This is a genomic window from Nocardioides sp. SRI_004 (genome assembly GCF_057586415.1).
The window spans coordinates 1-20,305 of the sequence record NZ_JBYCZV010000018.1 but is presented as its reverse complement, the minus strand read 5'-3'; the positions used below and the strand labels follow the sequence as shown (position 1 = coordinate 20,305).

17 protein-coding genes and 1 pseudogene are annotated in these 20,305 nt (G+C 72.1%); 16 read left to right on the top strand and 2 right to left on the bottom strand.

Features of this window, described 5'->3' with window-relative positions:
* Positions 1–149: 149 nt before the first annotated feature.
* The 12 genes from AC2YHB_RS21090 to AC2YHB_RS21035 all read left to right on the top strand — a co-directional run bounded on the left by AC2YHB_RS21090 (position 150) and on the right by AC2YHB_RS21035 (position 13,879).
* Positions 150–965: an MlaE family ABC transporter permease gene (locus tag AC2YHB_RS21090; protein ID WP_207009509.1), complete on the top strand. Its 816-nt coding sequence runs from the start codon at positions 150–152 to the stop codon at positions 963–965.
* Between the two features lie 11 nt (positions 966–976).
* On the top strand, positions 977–1,837 hold the full coding sequence (locus tag AC2YHB_RS21085) for an ABC transporter permease (protein WP_036548109.1): 861 nt from the start codon (positions 977–979) through the stop codon (positions 1,835–1,837).
* Positions 1,838–1,897: 60 nt separating this feature from the next.
* The gene (locus tag AC2YHB_RS21080) at positions 1,898–2,707 is read left to right on the top strand and encodes an ABC transporter ATP-binding protein (protein ID WP_051932460.1); all 810 of its coding nucleotides are present in this window, start codon (positions 1,898–1,900) and stop codon (positions 2,705–2,707) included.
* Positions 2,707–3,942, top strand: coding sequence for an MlaD family protein (locus AC2YHB_RS21075; protein ID WP_487354562.1), 1,236 nt, complete (start codon positions 2,707–2,709; stop codon positions 3,940–3,942). Before AC2YHB_RS21080 ends, AC2YHB_RS21075 begins: the two co-directional genes overlap by 1 nt.
* Positions 3,939–5,297 (top strand): MlaD family protein, encoded by a 1,359-nt coding sequence (locus AC2YHB_RS21070; protein ID WP_179650070.1) that lies wholly within the window; start codon positions 3,939–3,941, stop codon positions 5,295–5,297. The genes AC2YHB_RS21075 and AC2YHB_RS21070 overlap by 4 nt, the downstream gene beginning before the upstream one ends.
* Positions 5,297–6,532, top strand: coding sequence for an MlaD family protein (locus AC2YHB_RS21065; protein ID WP_487354561.1), 1,236 nt, complete (start codon positions 5,297–5,299; stop codon positions 6,530–6,532). The genes AC2YHB_RS21070 and AC2YHB_RS21065 overlap by 1 nt, the downstream gene beginning before the upstream one ends.
* Entirely contained in the window at positions 6,529–7,809 is a 1,281-nt protein-coding gene (locus AC2YHB_RS21060) for an MlaD family protein (protein ID WP_487354560.1), read from the top strand. Before AC2YHB_RS21065 ends, AC2YHB_RS21060 begins: the two co-directional genes overlap by 4 nt.
* The gene (locus AC2YHB_RS21055) at positions 7,809–9,026 is read left to right on the top strand and encodes an MlaD family protein (RefSeq protein ID WP_487354559.1); all 1,218 of its coding nucleotides are present in this window, start codon (positions 7,809–7,811) and stop codon (positions 9,024–9,026) included. The genes AC2YHB_RS21060 and AC2YHB_RS21055 overlap by 1 nt, the downstream gene beginning before the upstream one ends.
* The gene (locus AC2YHB_RS21050; protein ID WP_487354558.1) at positions 9,026–10,315 is read left to right on the top strand and encodes an MlaD family protein; all 1,290 of its coding nucleotides are present in this window, start codon (positions 9,026–9,028) and stop codon (positions 10,313–10,315) included. The genes AC2YHB_RS21055 and AC2YHB_RS21050 overlap by 1 nt, the downstream gene beginning before the upstream one ends.
* 62 nt (positions 10,316–10,377) lie before the next feature.
* Positions 10,378–12,642, top strand: coding sequence for an RND transporter family protein (locus AC2YHB_RS21045; RefSeq protein ID WP_487354557.1), 2,265 nt, complete (start codon positions 10,378–10,380; stop codon positions 12,640–12,642).
* Positions 12,642–13,664 (top strand): peptidyl-prolyl cis-trans isomerase, encoded by a 1,023-nt coding sequence (locus tag AC2YHB_RS21040; protein WP_487354556.1) that lies wholly within the window; start codon positions 12,642–12,644, stop codon positions 13,662–13,664. The genes AC2YHB_RS21045 and AC2YHB_RS21040 overlap by 1 nt, the downstream gene beginning before the upstream one ends.
* Positions 13,661–13,879: a hypothetical protein gene (locus tag AC2YHB_RS21035; RefSeq protein WP_207009526.1), complete on the top strand. Its 219-nt coding sequence runs from the start codon at positions 13,661–13,663 to the stop codon at positions 13,877–13,879. The genes AC2YHB_RS21040 and AC2YHB_RS21035 overlap by 4 nt, the downstream gene beginning before the upstream one ends.
* Positions 13,880–13,890: 11 nt before the next feature.
* Here AC2YHB_RS21035 and AC2YHB_RS21030 read toward each other — a convergent pair whose 3' ends face one another.
* Positions 13,891–17,427: an indolepyruvate ferredoxin oxidoreductase family protein gene (locus AC2YHB_RS21030; protein WP_487354555.1), complete on the bottom strand. Its 3,537-nt coding sequence runs from the start codon at positions 17,425–17,427 to the stop codon at positions 13,891–13,893.
* 132 nt (positions 17,428–17,559) lie between these two features.
* Here AC2YHB_RS21030 and AC2YHB_RS21025 point away from each other — a divergent pair, with 132 nt between their 5' ends.
* The 3 genes from AC2YHB_RS21025 to AC2YHB_RS21015 all read left to right on the top strand — a co-directional run bounded on the left by AC2YHB_RS21025 (position 17,560) and on the right by AC2YHB_RS21015 (position 19,411).
* A complete protein-coding gene (locus tag AC2YHB_RS21025; RefSeq protein ID WP_036548132.1) occupies positions 17,560–18,009 on the top strand; it encodes an Lrp/AsnC family transcriptional regulator in 450 nt (149 codons plus the stop codon).
* Between the two features lie 92 nt (positions 18,010–18,101).
* Positions 18,102–18,236 (top strand): hypothetical protein, encoded by a 135-nt coding sequence (locus AC2YHB_RS21020; protein WP_257026902.1) that lies wholly within the window; start codon positions 18,102–18,104, stop codon positions 18,234–18,236.
* On the top strand, positions 18,233–19,411 hold the full coding sequence (locus tag AC2YHB_RS21015) for a N(5)-(carboxyethyl)ornithine synthase (protein ID WP_487354554.1): 1,179 nt from the start codon (positions 18,233–18,235) through the stop codon (positions 19,409–19,411). The genes AC2YHB_RS21020 and AC2YHB_RS21015 overlap by 4 nt, the downstream gene beginning before the upstream one ends.
* 5 nt (positions 19,412–19,416) lie before the next feature.
* Here AC2YHB_RS21015 and AC2YHB_RS21010 read toward each other — a convergent pair whose 3' ends face one another.
* Positions 19,417–19,692, bottom strand: a complete 276-nt coding sequence (locus tag AC2YHB_RS21010) for a hypothetical protein (RefSeq protein WP_487354553.1) — start codon at positions 19,690–19,692, stop codon at positions 19,417–19,419.
* Positions 19,693–20,076: 384 nt separating this feature from the next.
* Between AC2YHB_RS21010 and AC2YHB_RS21005 the strand changes: the two are divergent.
* Positions 20,077–20,305 (top strand): annotated as a pseudogene (locus AC2YHB_RS21005) (hypothetical protein); the annotation flags it as partial.

Below are 20,305 nucleotides of genomic sequence, written 5' to 3'. Positions count from 1 at the left end.
CGGCGACCCCGCTGAGCCGGCCGGGGATCGGGCAGTTTGCCAGCGGCCTACAAATCACCCTCGAAGGTTTGTAGGCGGCGACTATGTCGTCGGTCACACGGGATTGAAAGGTTGGCCGCACTCCCAACCGAGGCAGGCGGTGACCATTCATGGGGAATGCGACACGCACGGCTCCGCCCAGGACAGGCACCCTGGCAGCCGGCGTCACCGAGCTGGGCGAGATGGCCAAGCTCGGCGGCGTGGTGGTGTGGATGGCCGTGCGCGGCCCGTGGGACTACTGGCGCGACACCCGCGACCAGATGTTCCTGATCCTCCAGCAGTGCTGGATCCCGATGGCGGTGTCCTGCACCTTCTTCGGGCTCGGCGCACCCGGCCTCCAGGGCGGCAACATCTACGCCCTGTTCGGGATGCCCGAGCGGCTCGGCTCCTTCTTCATCATGGCCAGCATCCGTGAGTTCGCCCCGTGGGTGAACGCGATGGTGGTGGCCGGCGTCGTCGGCTCGGCGATCACCGCCGACCTCGGCGCCCGCCGGATCCGCGAGGAGATCGACGCGATGGAGGTCCTCGGCGTCGACCCGATCCGGGCGCTCGCGCTGCCGCGGATCGTCGCCGTCACGATCATCACCGGCCTGATGGACATCATCGCCCTCTGCTTCGGCCTGCTGGGCGGCTTCATCGCGGCGGTGCCGATCCTCGGCGCGAACCCCTGGGCCTTCTACAACAGCCTGTTCGCCAACCTGACCACCCCGGACATCTGGGGCAGCGTCGTGAAGACGACGATCTTCGGCCTGATCATCGGCGTCGTCTGCTGCTACAAGGGCATGTACGCCAAGGGCGGCGCGATCGGCGTGGGCCGGGCCGTCAACCAGGCCGTCGTCGTCGCGTTCGCGCTGATCTGGGTCGTCAACGTCGTCTTCACCAACATCCTGCTCGGGCTCAACCCCGAGATCCAGGTCTTCAAGTAGGGGCGGCGACGATGACGACGACACCCGACGCGCCGCGCACCCGGCCCGCGGCACCCGAGCCGAAGGACGCCGAGCTCTCCCTCGGCAGTGCCGCCGGCGCCGTACGCGCGGCGCTGACCACGGGCGGGGAGATCCTCCGCTTCTCGTGGCAGGTCACCCGCAGCCTCCCCGAGGTGCGGGCCCACTGGACCGAGGTCGTGCGCCAGGCGGCGATCCTGGTCCTGTCCAGCGCGCTGATCATCTGGGCGATGCAGTTCGTCATGGGGACGATGTGCGGCACCGAGGCGATCTACACGCTCAAGCAGGTCGGCGCCCCGATCTACTCGGGCATCTTCAACGCCTGGTGCGCGGTTCGTGAGCTGGTGCCCTACATGTGGGGCTACATCCTCGCGGCCAAGATCGGCTGCGGCCTGGTCGCCGAGATCGGCTCGATGCGGATCGCCGAGGAGGTCGACGCGCTGGAGGTGATGGGGGTCGACTCCCGCAGCTACCTGGTCGGCACCCGGGTGGTGGCGGCGTGGCTGTCGATGCCGTTCCTGTACGCCGTCAGCCTCGGGATGATGTCGCTCGGCGAGATCCTAGTGACGGTCTACTACGTCGGCGGCGTCTCGCCCGGCGGGCACATGTACATCTTCTGGCTCTACCAGAACCCGCTCGACTTCCTGTACTCGATGATCAAGGGCATGACGATGGGGACAGCCATCGTGTTCGTGGCCTGCTACTACGGCTACACCGTGCGTGGTGGTTCGGTCGAAGTCGGCAAGAACACCGCGAGATCCATGGTCCTGAACATGGTGCTGATCCACATGATCGGCGCGCTCGGCACCCAGCTCTTCTGGGGCCTCTCGCCCAACGCGCCCATCGGCAACTAGCTGCCTCACCGCGCCCCGCGTCCTGCTCCCCGTCCACCCTCACGCAGAGGACTCCTCGTCATGACCACTTTTGCTCCGGCGCACGCCGCCACCCCGGGCCCGACGGGCTCGCGCGGCCCGCACTCGATGGAGGTCCGCAACGTCCACAAGAGCTTCGGTCCCTACGACATCTTGACCGGGATGAACCTCAACTTCGTCGACGACGCGATCACCACCATCCTGGGTCCGTCGGGCACGGGCAAGAGCGTCCTGATCAAGCACCTCGTCGGGCTGCTCGAGCCCGACCAGGGCGAGGTGCTGATCTTCGGCCAGGACATCTGGAAGATCAGCAAGCCCGAGCGCTACGAGCTGCGCAAGCGCTTCGGCGTGCTCTTCCAGGACGGGGCCCTCTTCGGGTCGATGAACATCTTCGACAACGTCTGCTTCCCGCTGCGCAAGCACACCGACATGCACGAGAAGGACATCCGCGACCTGGTCATGGACCGCCTCCAGGAGGTCGGTCTCGAGGGTGCGGCCGCCAAGCTGCCGAGCGAGGTCTCGGGCGGCATGCGCAAGCGGGCCGGCTTCGCGCGGGCGCTGATCCTCGACCCCGACATCGTCATGTTCGACGAGCCCGACTCCGGCCTCGACCCGGTCCGCACGAGCCTGCTCAACGACGTGATCCTCGAGATGCACGAGCGGCACAAGGGCACCTACATGGTCGTCACCCACGACATGGCGACGGCGCGGAAGGTGAGCGACTACATCGGCGTCGTGTGGAAGGGCAAGTGCATCCACTACAGCGAGGCGGACGCCGCCTTCAACTCCGACAACGCCTTCGTCCGGCAGTTCCTGGCCGGCGACTCCGCCGGCCCGCTGGGGATGGACTGATGAATCGGGGATCGATCGTCGTCGGCCTGCTCGCGGTCGCCCTCGTCGGCGGCGCCGCGGCGGCCGTCGAGCGGACGGGCGACTACGAGGTCCGCGCCGTGCTGCCCAATGCGGGCAACCTCTTCGTCGGCAGCTCGGTGATGTACGACGGCTACGAGGCCGGCAGCGTCAAGGACATCGAGGTCAAGGACGGCAAGGCACTGGTCACGCTGACCCTGGACGACGAGTTCGTGCCGCTCCACGACGGGGCGACGGTCGAGGTGGTGTGGAAGGCGGCCCTGGGCGAGCGGCTGGTCCGCGTGGTCGACGGTGCGGAGAAGAACGCGGAGCTGCCGGAGGGGGCGATGCTCGCGGGGGTCCAGCGCGAGCCGGTCGAGCTGGACGCCGTCCTGTCCGCGCTCGACGCACCGACCCGCAAGCACCTGTCGTCGCTGGTGAGCCGGCTGCAGGAGACCCTCCAGGGGCGGGAGAGCGACGCCAACGCGAGCCTGAAGGCCGCGGGCCCGGCGCTGGAGCAGCTGGGCGCGGTGCTGCGGGAGGTCGGCACCGACGGCGAGGCGATCAAGCAGATCGTCACCCAGTTCAACGAGACCATGGAGATCCTGGCCTCGCGCGGGGACAGCCTGGAGCAGGTGGTCACCTCGCTCGCGTCGGCGACCGACACGATCGCCGCCCAGGAGCGCAGCGTCGGGAGCACGCTGCAGAAGCTGCCGCCGGTGCTCGACAAGGCCAACTCCACGCTGGCCCGGGTGCCCGGCACCGTCGACAAGACCCTGCCGCTGCTGGAGGACCTGGCGCCAGCGACCGGCAGCCTCGAGTCCGTCTCGCGCAACCTGCGCCCGCTCCTGCAGGACCTGCGTCCGACGGTCGGCGACCTGCGTCCGACCCTCGACCGGCTGTCCCAGCTGCTCGGCATCACGCCCGGCCTGCTCGACGGCAGCACGGCCGCCGCACCCGACGCCGACGACGCGATGACCGGCCTCACGCCGGTGCTCGACTTCCTGCGCCCGTACACGCCGGAGATCACCGGCTGGGCCACCAACTGGGGCTCGGCGGGCGGCAACCGCGACAACCAGGGCCACTACGTCCGGTTCCTCATCCAGGCCGGCCTGGAGAGCGTCATCCCCAGCCCGACCGGCAAGCCCGGCCCCGGCATCACCCAGAACCTGACCCCCGACCCGGGTTCGCCCGTCGGCCAGCCGTGGACCGACGCCTACGGAAGCGAGATGCGATGAACACCGCGAAGGACGTCGGTCGCGCCGGCCTCGTGGCCGTGCTGATCGCCGCCGCCGTCACGGCCGTGGCCGCGAGGGCCGGCAAGGACGACGCGGACGTGGTCACGGCGCAGTTCGCCTCGGCTGCGCCCCTGGTCGAGGGCAACCAGGTCAAGATCGACGGCGTCGTCGTCGGGTCGGTGAAGAGCCTGAAGGTCGTCGACGGGCTGGCCGAGGTCGCCCTCGAGCTCGACGACGAGGCGCGACCGCTGCACGAGGACGCCCGGCTGACCATCCGCCCGGTCAGCCTCCTCGGCGAGCGGTACGTCGACCTCGACCGCGGCAGCCCCGACGCTCCGCTCCTCGACGAGGACACGGTGATCCCGGTCGCCCAGACGGCCACGTCGGTCGGCCTCGACGAGGCGCTCAACACCGTCGACCAGCCCACCGGAGAAGGCCTGCGCGCGTTGCTCTCGACCCTCGGCGAGGGCATGCAGGGCAACGGGGAGAACGTCGACGAGGCGCTGCGGCTGCTGTCGCCGAGCCTGAAGGACACCCGTGCGATGGCGGCGGTGCTCGACGAGCACAACGAGCTGCTGTCACGGCTGATCACCAACTTCGAGCCCGTGGCGAGCGCGCTCGCCACCCGCGACGGCGAGGCGATGGACCAGCTCGTCGACTCCTCGGACAAGGTGCTCACCGCGGTCCGGGAGCGGCAGGCGAAGCTGGAGCAGACCCTCGACAAGCTGCCCGGCACGCTCCGCGTGCTCCGCACGACCCTCGGCAACCTCCGCTCGGCGGCCGACGACACGGCCCCCACGCTGGCGGAGCTGCGTCCGCTGACCGACAAGCTGCCGGTGCTGGCCACCGAGCTGCGGGCGTTCTCCGACGCCCTCGACCCGGCGCTCGCGACGTCCGAGCCGGTGCTGCGCAAGGCCGACGAGCTGCTGAAGGCGGCGGCCCCGGTCGCCGCGGACGCCCGTCGCGCGGGGGGAGGCCTCGCGACCAGCACCGACGGCGTCCAGCGGCTGACGAAGGCGATCACCCGCAACCGTGAGGACGTCTTCAACTACATCCGCTACTGGGCGCTGACCACCAACGGGTACGACGGCCTCTCGCACTACTTCCGGGCGCACTACGTCGTCGACCCCGACACGATCCTGGGCCTGCTGCCGGTTGCCGGCACCAAGCCGTCGGCCGCGAAGCCGAAGGGCAGCGGCACCGGCGACAAGCCGGCCACGCCGAAGTCCGGAGGCCTGCTCGACGGGCTCGACGGCGTGCTCGGAGGACTGCTGCAGCCGAAGGGCGACAGCGCCACCGGGCTGAGCGAGCAGCAGGAGCTCGACCTGCTCGGCCTGCTGCTGGGAGGCAAGTGATGACCGACAACGCCCTGCTCTCGTGGCTGCGCAGCCCGCTCGGCATCGGCACCGCCGTGCTCGTGCTCTTCGGCGGCGCCGTGGTCTTCGGGCTCAACGCCACGCACGGCATGCCGCTCGCGGAGCGCCGCGAGGTCCGTGTCGAGTTCGACGACCTCAGCGGCCTCAACACCGGTGACGACGTGCGGATCGCCGGCAACCGGGTCGGGTACGTCGACGAGCTGCTCCTCGAGGACGGCAGGGCGATCGCCGTCCTCAAGCTCGACGACCCCGACACCAAGCTCTACGAGAACGCCGAGGCGGCGCGCATCTCCGACCGGTCCGGCCTCGGCCAGAAGTTCGTGACCCTCGACCCGGGCGACCCGTCCACGGGCCCGCTGCGCGGTGACGAGGTGATCCCGGCCAGCCAGACGGTCAAGACCGAGGACATCAACGAGCTGCTCGACGTCCTCGACCCGAAGACGCGCGAGGCGGCGGCCACCACCCTGCAGAACCTCGGCGGCGGCATGATCGGCCACGAGCAGGACCTCCACGAGCTCGCCCGCAACGCACCCGGCATCCTCACCTCCACCGGCGAGGTGTCCGAGGCCCTCGCGGTGCAGGGCGGCGTACCGCTGGGGGACATGCTCGAGTCGGCCGACCGGCTCAGCGGCCGGCTGGCGACGCGCGACGACGAGCTCGCGGCGCTGGTCGAGGAGATGGCCGTGACCGTGGACGCGTTCGGAGCCGACGACGGCAACCAGGTCTGGGCCTCGCTCGACCAGGCCCCCGACACCCTCGACGCCGCCCACTCGGCGCTGACCGGGCTGGACGAGCCGCTCGCCGACCTGGCCGTCGCGATGCGGCAGGTCCGACCCGGGGCGACGGCGCTCGGCCGTGCGACCCCCGACCTGCGGGCCTTCCTGCGCGAGTCCCTGACGCCGCTGCGGAAGGTGCCGGGCGTCAACGAGGACGCCGAGCGCGGCGTCGTCGCCCTCGACGGCCTGGTCACCGACCTGCGGCCGCTGGTGCACCAGCTGATCAAGACCGGTGACAGCGCGGCGCCCGTCGCGAGCGTGGTCGGCGACTACGCCGAGGACATCGCCTACTTCCACACCAACGCCTCCGGTGCCCTGTCCAGCGGTGACCGGGCCGGCCACTGGCTGCGAATCCTGCTCCTGCCCGGCGCCGAGTCGCTGGGCGTCCCCGGCGCGGCGACGCGCGATCCCTACCCGGCCCCGGGGGAGACCCGATGAACAGCAAGCCCCGACTCAGCGCCCTGAGCCTCGGCAGGATCTTCGTGGCGGTGGCCGCGGTGTCCGGCGCGCTCCTCTTCCAGAAGGCACAGCTGGCCGCCATGCTGCGCCCCGGCGACACGGTGCAGATCCAGTTCAGCGAGGCGCACCGGCTGCGCACCTCGGTCTCCGACGTGAAGATGTCGGGCGTCGACATCGGCGTCGTCCGCTCGGTCGAGGACGAGGACGGCGTCACCACCGTGACCGTCAAGGTCGACGACGACACCCGCAAGGCCATGGGTACGGCGCCCTCGGCCCGCGTGCGCCCGACGACCCTGCTCGGCGGCAACTACTACGTCGAGATCGTGCCGGGCGGCCGGCGCGGCGAGTTCGAGGGGACCATCCCCGTCGAGCGCACCGAGCTCCCCGTCGAGCTCGACGGCGTCGCCAGCGCCTTCCCCGCCGACGCCCGCACGGGCGTGCGCAGCAGCACGAAGGCCCTCGACAGCACCCTCGACGAGGGCGGCACCCGCGCGCTGCGGGAGATCCTGGAGTCGGCGCCCGGCACGCTCCGGTCGACCGACGACGTGTTGCGCGCCCTGCAGGGCACGTCGCCGCGCACCGACCTCGCGGACCTGGTCCGGGGCGGCGAGAACGCCTCCACGGTGCTGTCGTCGGAGAACGCCCGGCTGGGCGACACGGTCGACGCACTGGCCACCACCGCCCGCGTCCTCGAGGCCCGGCGCCACGACGTCGCCGAGGCGGCCCGGACGATGCCGGCCAGCCTCGACGAGACGGCCACCCTGCTCGACAGCCTCGACGGCGTGCTCGCGTCGCTGGAGGCCACGGCCGACCCGGCCCGGCCGTCGGTGCGCGAGCTGGCCCGGCTGCTCGACCACGCCGACCCGGTGCTGGGTCGCGCGCGGCCCGTCGTACGCGACCTGCGCGGGGTGCTGCGCGACGCGCGCCCGCTGGTGACCACCCTCATCCCGATCAGCCGCGACCTCGACGCCACCGTCGACAACGTCCGCGGGCCGGTGCTGGACCGGGTCAACGGCCCGATCGTCGACCAGCTCACGTCGTCGTGGCACGGCACCGGCGAGTACGAGGGCGGCGGCGCGGACCGCCCGCTCTACAAGGAGACCGGCTACATGTTCGCCAACCTCACGCAGGCCAACATGATGGACGAGAACGGCTCGATGGTCTCGTTCCTCCCCGGCATGGGGCCCGGCTCGCTCGCCGGCCTGCCGATCAGCCTCGAGGACCTCCTGGTGGCGCTGACCAAGGGAGGCCAGTGATGCGCAGCTCGGTGACGAAGTTCTGGGAGCGGGCTCGCAGCGAGCCCGGCCTCGGCCGCAACCTGGTCGCGTTCGCGGTCCTCGTCGTGCTCGGTACGGCGTTCGGCGGCTACTTCCTCGCTCACGAGCGGTTCAACCCGCCGTGGGAGGACAGGTACACGCTCTACGTCGACCTCGACGAGGCCGCCGGGGTCAGCCCCGGCAACGGGCAGGAGGTGCGGATCGCCGGCGTACCGGTCGGCGACATCCGGGGCACCGACATCACCGCTGACGGGATGGCGCGGCTCGAGCTGCGCATCGACGACGGCCAGGTCGTGCACGAGGACGCCCGGGTGCTGCTGCGGCCGAAGAGCCCGCTCAACGACATGTACATCGAGATCAGCCCCGGCACGGGTGACGCTCCGGTGCTCGCCGACGGGGACACGATCCCGGTCGACCAGACGGTCTCGCCGATCCAGGTCGACGACGTGCTCGCGCACCTGGACACCAACACCCAGGCGGCGATGAGCTCGCTCTTCGCCGAGTCCGACGTCGCGCTGGTCAGCGCGCCGAAGACGCTGCCGGCCGGCCTCGACCAGACCAACGCGCTGCTGGAGGAGCTCGCGCCGGTGATGGACCGGCTTGAGACCCGGCGCAAGAACCTGGCCCGGCTCGTCAACGCCCTCGCCGAGGTCTCGTCCGCGGCCGGCACCAACGACGTGCGGCTGGAGCGGATGGCCAGCTCGCTGAGCGCCACGCTGGGCACCCTGTCGGGCAAGCGCGAGAACCTCGACGCCACGCTCGCCCAGCTGCCCGAGCTGTCCCGCGACCTGCGCTCCACGTCGAGCAGCGTCGTGGCCCTGGCCGAGCAGCTCGACCCGACGCTCGACGACGTGCGCAAGGCGAGCGACGAGCTGCCCGGCGCGCTGAGGAGCTTCAACGGCAGCGTCGACGAGCTCGACGACTTCATCCGCGAGGCGAAGCCGGTCCTCGACAAGGCCGGGCCGGTCGTGGGCGACCTGCGCGCGGCGTCGCCCGACCTCCGGCGGATCGCCGGTGACCTGCGCCCGATCACGGCCGACGCCCAGCCGCTGACGCAGATGCTCGTGCCGCGCCTCGACGACCTCGCGGCCTTCGTCTACAACACCAACTCCGTGGTCAGCCTCCGCGACGCCAACCGCGGCATCCTGCGAGGCCTCTTCCAGCTCTCGCCCGAAACCGTGGGAGGACTCGGCTGATGCGCATCCCCTACCAGGCCGTCCCGAAGCTCCGCGGCCTCACGCTGCTGGCCTTCCTCGCCGTCTGCACGCTGATCATCAGCTTCCTCTGGACCCAGGCCGGCGGCAAGATCCCGGCCCTGTCCCGCTCCGGCTACCAGCTCACCGTCCCGTACGACGACATCGACAACCTCGTCTTCCAGTCGGACGTGCGCATCGCCGGTGTCGAGGTCGGGCAGGTCGAGAGGATCGAGGTCGACGGCGACAAGGCGATGGTCACCCTCGAGCTCGACGACGACGTCGTACCCCTGCACGAGGGGGCGGTGATCACGATCCGCAACAAGACGATGATCGAGGAGACCTACCTCGAGATCGTCGACGGCGACGGATCCGCGTACGCCGACGGCGACACCCTGCCCGCCAGCGCGGCGAAGGGCAGCGTGCAGCTCAACGACGTGCTCACCAGCCTCGACGCGAGGACGCGCAAGGACCTCTCCGGCCTGATCCGGTCCGGCGGTGAGTCGACCAAGGGGACCCGCGAGGACGTCGACGCCGTGCTCACCGGCCTCGGCGACCTCGGGGAGAACGCCGGCGCACTGGAGGCCCTCGCGCAGCAGTCCGACGACCTGCGGCAGCTGGTGAAGAGCTCGACCGTCGTCCTCGACGCGCTCGACACGCAGCAGGGACGGATCGTCGACCTGACCCGCGACGCGCAGACCCTCACCGCGGTCACCGCGGGCCACGAGCAGGACGTCGAGGCCCTCATGCGGGCGCTGCCGCCGCTGCTGGTCACGACGGAGAAGGCCAGCGACAGCCTCGCCGCGCTGACCACGCCGCTGGGCACCGTGTCGCACAACCTGCGCGGTGCCGCACCCGACCTGAGCGCGGCGCTGCTCGAGCTGCCGGCGACGACCGAGGACCTGCGCGGGATGCTGCCGTCGCTCGACACGACCCTCGACCGGGCGCCCGCGACGCTGACCCGGCTGAGCCCGCTGCGCAAGGCCGCCGGCCCGCTGCTGGAGACCCTCCAGGTCAACATGGCCGACCTCAACCCGATGCTGGCCTACCTGCAGCCCTACGGCCGCGACCTCGTCTCCTACTGGACCAACTTCATCGGCTTCGTCGGCTCGTCCGACACCAACGGCCCGATCGCCCGGGTCAAGCCGATCCTCGGGGTCAGCTCGCTCAACCTGCCGCTCGACGCCAGCCCGACGACGATGTACAACCCCTATCCGGCGCCGGGCGCCCACAACGACCCGGAGGAGTTCACCGGGGAGTACCCGCGCATCGAAGAGGACCCGATCCCCTGATGAGCCTGCTGCGCCGGGCACTGCCCGCCCCGAGGACACCGCGGCCACGCACCCTGCCTGGCGTGGCCGCGGCCCTCGGCGTGCTGGCGGTGCTCGCCGCCCTGCTCGTCCCCGGCCTGCTGCGGGTGGAGGTCGAGACCGGCGTCGACGAGTTCGTCCCGGCCGGCGACCCGGTCGCGCGGGCCACGTCGGAGATGGCCGCGCAGTTCGGGGGCGACCCGATCGTCGTACTCATCGAGTCGGCGAAGCCGCGTGAGCTGCTGCTCAAGGAGAACCTCCCGGCGCTGCTGCAGCTCGAGGGGGAGCTGGCCGCGCTGCCGCACGTGAAGGCCGTGTACGGGCCGGGCACCGTGCTCAACCAGATCGCCGGCCAGGCGCAGGACCTGCTCGCCGAGCTCGGCGGCTACCGCGACGGGCTGCGGGCGAAGGCGGAGGCGCAGGCACGCAAGCGCCGCGCCTCGCCGGAGGAGGTCGCGGCGGCGGGCGTACGGGCCACGCAGGCCTTCGACGAGAGGTACGCCGCCCTGCTCGCGAAGGGCATGCCCGGCGGCCTCCCCACCCTCCACAACCAGGCGTTCGTGGACCGGGTGATCTTCAACGACGAGGGCGATCCCCGCCCGCAGTGGGACTTCCTGGTGCCCCGGCCCGACGCGGTCGCGCTGCTCGTCCGCCCCGACGCATCGCTGCCGCAGAGCGACACCGAGGACCTCGTCGCGGCGGTCGACGCGGCCGTGCGCGACAGCGACCTGAAGGCCAGCAGCACCACCGTCACCGGCATCCCGACGGTCGTCGCAGCGCTGGGGGAGCAGGTCCGGCACGAGGTGCCACTGCTCGGCGGGCTCGCCGTCGTCGCCGTCGGGGCGTGGTTCCTGCTGACCAGCTGGACCCGCCGCCGGCTGCGCCTGCTGCCGCTCGGAGCGAGCCTGCTCGGCACCGCGGTCACGCTCTCCGTAGCGGGCTGGGCCGGGCGCCCGCTCGCGCTCACGGCGGTCGCGTTCCTGCCCGTCCTGCTGGGCATCGGCTCCGACTTCATGACCTACCTGCACCGCAACGCCGGGCCGCGCACGGTGCTCGCGGCGGCGCTCGCCTCGGCCGCCGGCTTCGGGGCGCTCGCGGTCGCGCCGGTCCCGGCCGTCGCGGACCTCGGCGTCAGCCTTGCGGTGGGCCTGCTGGTGACCGTGCTCGTGTCCCTGGGCATCCACCGCTGGGGTCCGGCCGAACCAGAGCACCCCGCGGCGCCGGCCTCGCCCGACTCGTCGCGCCCGGCGTCGGGTGGCCTGGCGCGATCGACCCGGATCTCGATCCTGCTCGTGCCCGTCCTCGCCGCCGTCGCCGGCTGGGCGGTCTTCCCCTCGCTGTCCCTCCAGTCCGACCTCACCTCGCTCGCCTCCGGCCTCCCCGAGTACGACGAGGCGCGCGGCGTCGAGCGCGTGCTCGGCGCCTCGGGCGAGGTCGCCCTCGTGGTCCGCGGCGACGACGTGCTCGACGCCGAGAGCTTCGCCTGGATGAGCCGGACCCGCCGCGACGTCATCGCCGAGCACGGCGACGAGCTGAGCGCGGTGCTGTCGCCGGGCGACGTGCTGTCCTTCCTCGGCGGGGAGCCGCAGGCCTCCCAGGTGGACGCCGCGCTGCGGCTGCTGCCGCCCTATCTCGCCTCCAGCGTGGTGAGCCCGGACCGGCGGACGGCCGTGATGACCTACGGCGTCGACCTCGACGACGTGGAGCGGCTGGCGGTGCTGCGCGACTACCTCGACGACGTGGCCGCCACCGCGCCTGCGTCGGTCGACGTGGAGGTCGCCGGGCTGCCGATGGTCGCGGTGTCCGCGCAGGAGGCGATGGACGACGAGCGGCTGCTCGGCGCGGTGCTCGGCATCGTCGCCGCCGGCCTGGCCCTGCTCGCGCTCCTGCCCGAGCGGAGGGTCGCGCTAGTCGCGATGCTCTCGGCCGCGGTCGCCTCGGGCCTGGTCGCGCTCGGCATCGCGGTCACCGGGGTGGCGCTGACGCCCATGACCGCCGGCCTCGGCTCGCTGACGGCCGCGGTCGCCTGCGAGTTCACGGTCCTGCTCGCGCTCGCCCAGCGCAGGGGAGACCGGATGCTCGCCCGCGCGGTCGACCTCGCCGCGGCCGCGTCGGCCACCGGCTACGCCGTGCTGGCCGTCTCGGACCTCGGCCTGATCCGCGGGTTCGGGGTGCTGCTCGCCGTGACCGTCGCGGTCGCGCTGGGCGCCTCGCGGCTGCTCGTCTGGGCGCTCCTGCCGGCGGCGACGCCGCGGGAGCGGGCGGGCGTCGTACACGAAGAGACACCGAAGGTGCTGGAGAAGGTGTGATGAAGCAGAGGATCCCGATCGTGCTGGCCGTCGTGGCGGTCGTCGCCGCCGGCCTGTTCGTGTGGCGGCCGTGGGCCGACGAGACGCCGGAGGGGACGGCGTTCCGGGTCGGCGAGGAGGTCGTCACCGTCGACGAGCTCGACGCGCGCAACGACTCGCTGCGGGCGCTCTACGGCATCCAGGAGCCGCTCGACGCGAAGGAGCTCGACGGGTTCCGGCGCCAGGCCGCCAAGTCGATGGCCATCAGCATCGTGCTCGACCGCGCCGTCGACGAGGAGGGCGTGGAGGTGAGCGACGCGGAGGTCGAGGAGGCCGTGACGGCGTTCATCAAGGCGAGGTTCGCCGGCGACCGCGACGCGTTCCTCGACTCGCTCGGCAACGTCAACACCTCCGAGGACGCCGTGCGTGCGGAGGTACGACGCCAGCTCGAGCTGCGCAAGCTGCTCGCCGAGGTCGCGGGTGACGTCGCCGTGGGCGACGCGGACGTGCGGGCCGCCTTCGCCGAGCGCAAGGCGTCGCTCGGCACCCCCGAGCGCCGCGTCGTCAGCAATGTCGTCGTCGACACGTTGGCCGAGGCGCAGCGGGTCCGCGACCAGCTCGACAGAGGCGTGGGCATCGCCGCTCTGGCGCGCAAGGTCAGCATCGACGCGGCCACCCGCGACAAGGGCGGCCGGCTGGGCGCGGTGGCGCGGGCGGACCTGCTGCCCGAGGTGGCCGAGGTCGTCTTCCGCACCGGTGCCGGGAAGGTCTACGGGCCGGTGCAGGGCAGCCAGGGGTGGAATGTCGGGATCGTGACCCGCATCGAGCCGGCCACGACCGCGACCTTCGCGGCGGTCCGGACCCGGCTGCGCAGCACCCTCGAGTCCGAGGCGGTGCAGTCCCGGTGGAGCGACTGGCTCGCCGGCAGGCTGCACGACGCCGACGTCCGCTACGAGCGGGACTACCGGCCCAGCGACCCCTACGACGTCAGCGCGTGGGAGCAGTCCGGCATCGAGGGGGCCGAGGGTGGGGGCACACAGTGATCGGGCTCCTCGACGCGTTCACGTGCCTGGTCGTGGCCTGCTTCCTCTTCCCGCTGGGGGTGTGGGGCAGGGCGCAGGCCCACGACCTCGTGGTCGACGCCCTGCCGAGCGAGGAGCGGGAGCACCGGATCGCGGTGCTCCGCCGCGGGGCGCTGACCTGCCAGGTGGTGGCGGTGGTCTTCGGCGCCGGCGCGGTGCTCCTGCTGCTGGTCTGACGGGCGGGGTCTCAGACCGCCGGGGGAGTGACGCCGAGGTCGGCCAGCTCGGCGACGTACTTCTCGACGTTGCGGAGCTTGACCTCCTCGTAGCCACGCACGACGTCCGGCAGGGCCGCGATCCGCACGGCACGGTCGTAGCCGGCCGTGTCGTCGGCGGCGAGGCCGCGGGCCAGGTCGGCCACCAGCGCGCGGTAGTGGTCGCGCAGCTCGCGCTCCACCTTGCGCACGTGGGCGCGCCCGAACGGGTCGGCCGCCGTGCCGCGCAGCTTCTTCATCCGCGCCAGCGCGCGCAGCGAGCCGTGCGACTTCGGGCCGAAGGCGATCTTCTTGTCGCGGCCCATCGCGCGGAGCATCGGCGGGTGGAGCTGGAAGGAGATCGTGCCGCCGGGGAAGGCGCCGCCGGTCTCGGCGAGGAACGCCGGGTCGGTCAGCAGCCGGGCCACCTCGTACTCGTCCTTGTAGGCGGTCAGCTTGAACAGGTTGCGGGCGACGGCCTCGGTGAACCGGGAGCCGGTGCCGGCCTTCCGCTCGGCGCGGGCGACCTCGGCGACGAGCGCGACGTAGGAGTCGGCGAGCTTCTCGTCCTGGTAGTCGACCAGGTCGGCGGCCCGCTGCTCGACGAGGCGGAGCACCTCGCCCTCCAGACCGGCGGCCGCGACGGACGCCGGGACGTGGCGCTCGCGCACCCGGACCGGACGCTCGTTGGCGGCCCGGAACGCGGCGGGGTCGGTCACGGCGACGCGGCCCCAGCGGAACGCGGCGACGTTGGCCGCCACCGCGGTGCCGTTGATGGCGATGGCCTCCTCGATCGCGGCGGCCGGCAGGCGCAGCGCGCCGGTCTGGTACGCCGCCCCCACGAGCAGGAAGTTCGCGGCCACGGTGTTGCCGAAGATCCGGTCCGCCGCCTCGAGGGCGTCGAAGTCGAAGAGGTCGGCGCTGACCGTGCGGACCCGGTCGAGCAGGCCGGCCTCGTCGGGGTGCTGCACGGTCGGGTCCTCGACCATCGCGCCCGTGGGGGTGCGGCTGGTGGAGACGACGGTGCGGGTCGTCGCGGCGCTGCCGTACTGCAGGTTGCGGTCCTCGGCGAGGGTGAGCAGGTCGAAGCCGAGGAAGCAGTCCGCGGAGCCGGGCGTCAGCCGGTTGGCCGGCTCGAGGTCGCCCGCGGCGAAGCGGAGGTGGCCGACGACCGGCCCCGCCTTCTGGCTCAGGCCCGTCTGGTCGAGCGACTCGACGCCGTACCCGGCGCGCAGGGCGGCGGTGGCGAGCACCTGGTTGACGGTCACGATGCCGGTGCCGCCGATGCCGACCATGAAGACGTTCTGGGTCGCGGTCACCGGCTCCTCGGCGGGGCTCGGGGCGACGGTCGGCGGGGTCGGGTAGCCCGTGCGCTTCTTCCCGGACCTTGCCGGGGTCTCGTGACGGTTGCTGCGCAACCTCTTCGACCACCGGCGGGATTCGGGCGCGGTCTCGACGGTCACGAAGGACGGGCAGTCGCCGTCGAGGCAGCTGTAGTCGGTGTTGCACGACGTCTGGTCGATGCGGGTCTTGCGGCCGTACTCGGTGTCGACGGGCTGCACGGAGAGGCAGTTGCTCTTCATGCCGCAGTCACCGCAGCCCTCGCAGACCGCCTCGTTGATGACGACCCGCTTGGTGCGGGTGGGCAGCGAGCCCCGCTTGCGCTGGCGGCGGGCGTCGGCGGCGCAGTGCTGGTCGTAGATCAGGACGGTCACGCCGGGGATCTCGCGCAGCATCCGCTGCGCCTCGTCGAGCCGGTCGCGGTGCCACAGCAGCGTGCCCGGCGCGAGGTCGCGCTGGCGGTGCCGGTCGGGCTCGTCGGCGCAGACGATGATCTTCTTGACGCCCTCGGTGTGCAGCTTGTGGGTGAGGGCCGGCACCCGCAGCGCGCCCTCGGCGTCCTGCGCACCGGTCATCGCGACGACGTCGTTGTAGAGCACCTTGTAGGTGATGTTGACGCCCGCCGCGATGCAGGCCTGGACGGCCAGCTGGGCGGAGTGGAAGAAGGTGCCGTCGCCGACGTTCTGGAAGATGTGCGGGGCGTCGGTGAACCAGGCCTGCCCGATCCACTGCGCGCCCTCGCCACCCATCTGGGTGACGCCGACGACCGCGCTGGACGGACGGTCGGAGATGGTCACCATGGCGTGGCAGCCGATGCCGCCGCCGCCGAGCGAGCCCTCCGGGATGACGGTGGAGCGGTTGTGCGGGCAGCCCGAGCAGAAGTACGCCGACCGGCTGGCCGACAGCAGCGGCAGCGGCTTGCGGCTCGGCGCCGGCGGCTTCATGGTGAGCCGGTCCTGCAGGACGTGGCGCAGGGGAGCGAGCAGGCGTCCGGAGGTGAGCTCGCCGTCGGCCGGGATCAGCGGCATCCCGGCGGCGTCCTTCTTGCCGATGATCCGCGGCGCGTTCTCCGTGCCGTAGAGCAGGTCGCGGACCTGCATCTCCATGAAGGAGGTCTTGTCCTCGACGACGACGATCTCCTCGAGGCCCTGTGCGAACCGGCGTACGGACTCGGGCTCGACCGGCGACATCATGCCCATCCGCATCAGCCGGAAGCCGGCGGCGGTCAGGTCGTCGTCCGAGACGCCGAGGTCGGCGAGCGCCTGGCGCAGCGAGTCGAAGCAGCTGCCCGAGGCGACCAGGCCGGTCCGGGCACCGGGCGCGTCGACCTCGGTCACGCAGAGGCCGTTGCGGGCGGAGTACTCGTGCACGAGCGCCGTCCGCGGGCCGACGAGCTCGGCCTCGGCGCCGACGATCATCGCCGGGCGCAGCACGATCGGGCTCTGCGTGTAGGCGTAGGGGTGGCCGTTCCAGTCGATGGCCGGCATGACCGGGTCGAGGTCGATGTCGGCGCCGTCGACGACCCACGCGCCGTCGGCGACGTCGGCGACGATCTTGAGCGCCACCACGCAGCCCGACGCGCGGGACATCTCGATGGCGTGCAGGCCGAGGGTGACGATCTCGGTGGCGTTGCGCGGGAAGAGCACCGGGATGCCGAGGGCCGCCAGCGACCGCTCGCTCACCGCGGGCACGGTCGAGGACTTCGACGCCGGGTCGTCGCCGACCAGCAGCACGGCGCCGCCGCGGCGGTTGACGCCGTACATGTTGGCGTGGCGCAGGGCGTCGGTCGCCCGGTCGACACCGGGGCCCTTGCCGTACCAGAAGCCGGTCACGCCGTCGTAGCGCGACGTGTCGGTCGGCAGGTCGATCTGGCTGCCCCACACGGCCGTGGCGGCGAGCTCCTCGTTGAGGCCGGGCACGAAGCGGATGTCGTTCTCGTCGAGGATGTCCTTCATCCCGGCGAGCATCTTGTCCAGGCCGCCCAGCGGGCTGCCCTGGTAGCCGGACACGAAGGTGGCCGTCTTCAGGCCGCGCTTGCGGTCGAGCGCGCGGTGCTCGACGAGCAGCCGGGCGATCGCCTGGACGCCCGTCAGCAGCGTCGGCGGGGCCGCGACGCGGAACCGGTCGTCGAGGTCGTACGGCGTCGCCGGCACGGCCGGCCCCGGGGCGCGAAACAGCTGCTCGGTCACGCGCACGAGCATGCGCCCTCGGTGGGCCCGGTCACAACGGTCGTCGTGGGGTTTGGCGACGATCCGCAACCCGCAGGACGTACTGGCCCCTCCGGGAGCAACAGATCGACTGTCGGGGTTAGGCTTTGTTGCGTGAGCGAACCGGCCATCCTCGACGCCACCGACCACGCCATCCTCGACCTGCTGCGCGAGAACGCGCGCCGCCCGCTGCGCGAGGTCGCGGACGCCGTCGGCCTCACCGTCGCGCCGGTCCAGCGCCGGATCGCGCGTCTGGAGAAGCTCGGCGTGATCGAGCGGTACACGGTGCAGATCAACCACGGCCGGATCGCCGCCGGGATCGAGGCCGTCACCGAGCTGAACTTCTCCAACGACCTCGACCTCGCGCAGATCATGGAGTTCGTCGCGGGCGTGCCCGAGGTCGAGGAGGTGCTCACCCTCGCCGGGGACCCGGACGCCCTGGTCCGGATCCGGGTCAACGGGGTCGAGGACCTGCGCCGCGTCGTCAGCCAGCTGCGCTCGGGCGGACGGATCTCCAGCACCAAGACGCTCGTCGTGCTGGAGCAGTGGACCCGCTCGGGCTGATCGCCCGGGACGACCGGGCGGAGGACGCCGCGGTCCTGGGCGTAGTGTCGATGGCAGGAGCCATCCAGGCTTCCTCTCAGAGAGATACCGCCATGAGCGACAAGTCGCCGCGCCAGAGCATGTCCAAGAAGTCCGGCAAGTCCCTCAAGGAGAAGCGCGCCGCCAAGCGCGACAAGGCCTCGGGCGAGCCTCCCGCCGCCAAGGCCGACCCCGGCACCCGCAAGTGACCCTGCTGGGCCTGGGCGTCATCGGGTCCTCGGCCAAGGAGAACGAGCACCGGCTGCCGATCCACCCCGACCACCTGCCGGGCCTCGACGCCGACCTCCGGCAGCGGATCACGCTCGAGCACGGCTACGGCGCCGGCTTCGGCGTCGACGACGCGGCCCTCGCCGCCCACGTCGCCGGCTTCGCCTCGCGCGAGCAGATCCTCGCCGAGTCCGACGTGGTGCTGCTGCCCAAGCCCCAGCTCGCCGACGTGACCGCCATGGGGCGCGGGAAGGTGCTGTGGGGCTGGCCGCACTGCGTCCAGGACTCGGACCTCACCCAGGCCGCGATCGACCGCGGGCTGACCCTCATCGCGTTCGAGGCGATGAACCACTGGACGAAGGACGGTGCGGTCGGGCTGCACGTCTTCCACAAGAACAACGAGCTGGCGGGCTACTGCTCGGTGCTGCACGCGCTCCAGCTCGCCGGGCTGACCGGCGACTACGGCCGCCGGCTGAGCGCCGTCGTGATCGGCTTCGGTGCCACGGCTCGGGGCGCGGTGACCGCCCTCAACGCCCACGGCGTGCACGAGGTCGCGGTGCTCACCAACCGCGCCGTCGCCGCGGTGGGCTCGCCGATCCACTCGGCGCGCATCCGGCAGTTCGAGCACGAGCCGGACGGTGACCAGCCGAGCAGCGTGATCACCGAGCGGGGGCGCGAGCCGCTGCCGTCGTACCTCGCGGAGAACGACATCGTCGTCAACTGCACGCTCCAGGACACCGCCAACCCGCTCGTCTACCTGACCGAGGAGGACGTCGCCGCCTTCCGGCCCGGCAGCCTCCTGGTCGACGTCTCCTGCGACCTGGGCATGGGCTTCTCGTTCGCCCGCCCCACCAGCTTCGAGGAGCCGACCTTCGTCGTCGGCGACAACGTCCTCTACTACGGCGTCGACCACACGCCGTCGTACCTGTGGAACTCGGCGACGTGGGAGAACAGCAACGCCCTCGTGCCGTTCCTGCGCCGCGTGCTCGAGGGCGGCCCCGCCTGGGACGCCGATGAGACGCTGAGCCGGGCCATCGAGATCCGCGACGGGCGGGTGGTCAATCCCGCGGTCCTGGCCTTCCAGGGGCGCGCGGCCGAGCCGCCCCACCGGCGGATGACGCCCGCGGGCCTGCGGTGGCCGATCTCGCAGCGCTGAGCGGTTCAGCGCTCCGGCAGGGGTAGGCGGGAGCGCAGCCAGGAGACCGTGCCCGCTGCCACGCCCCGCGCCTTGGGACGGCGCTCCAAGGGGGCGACGAGGAGGGCGCAGTCGTCCGGCAGCAGCCACTTGATCTCGTGGAAGACGCGGGACGTGGTCTCGGTCGTCTCGACCAGCAGCAGGCCGGGCGCCGCCTCGCGGACCTCACGCCACGGGCCGGGGGAGGAGACCACCTCGGCGGCTGCTGCGGGGTCGCCGAGCCAGGCGAGGCAGATGGGCATGCAGGTGGGGTGCCCGCGAAGCCGTCCGACATCCCCGGTGGTCGAGGAGGTGGCCGGTGGTCGAGGAGGTCGCGCAGCGACCCGGTGGTCGAGGAGGTCGCGCAGCGCCCTCGGTGGTCGAGGAGGTCGCGCAGCGACCGTCACGAGACCCCTTGCTCCGGCGCACCCGCTGTGCCCTGCGGCTGGGTGCGTGGTCGGGTCTTCAAGCGCAGCGACGAGGACGGTGGGCGGGTGGCTGGGTTCCGGTGGTCGGGTGCGGTCCGGCAGCTCCGCGAGTCACTCCTTGCGCCACTTGTCCTCCACAAGGCCCGGTGGGAGCGCCGTTGTGCACAGGCAGGTTCGGGGCCAGATGGTTGTGTCGGAGCCCCGTGATCCAATACAGGTATGGCCACTCGCGACCGACACCACCAGCTCGCGGACATGTCCGCCGATGCGGTGCTGTCCTTCGCCGAGCAGCGGCATGCGGCCCGGCTCGATGCCGAGCGCGACATCCTGGAAGCGGCCTACCAGTGGGCCGTCCTGCACTCACCGGACGCGCTTCCTCCTGCTGACAAGCGTGGTCGGGAGCGCGCGAAGCCCGCGGGTGCGGTGGGTACGCCGCGGATCACGGAGT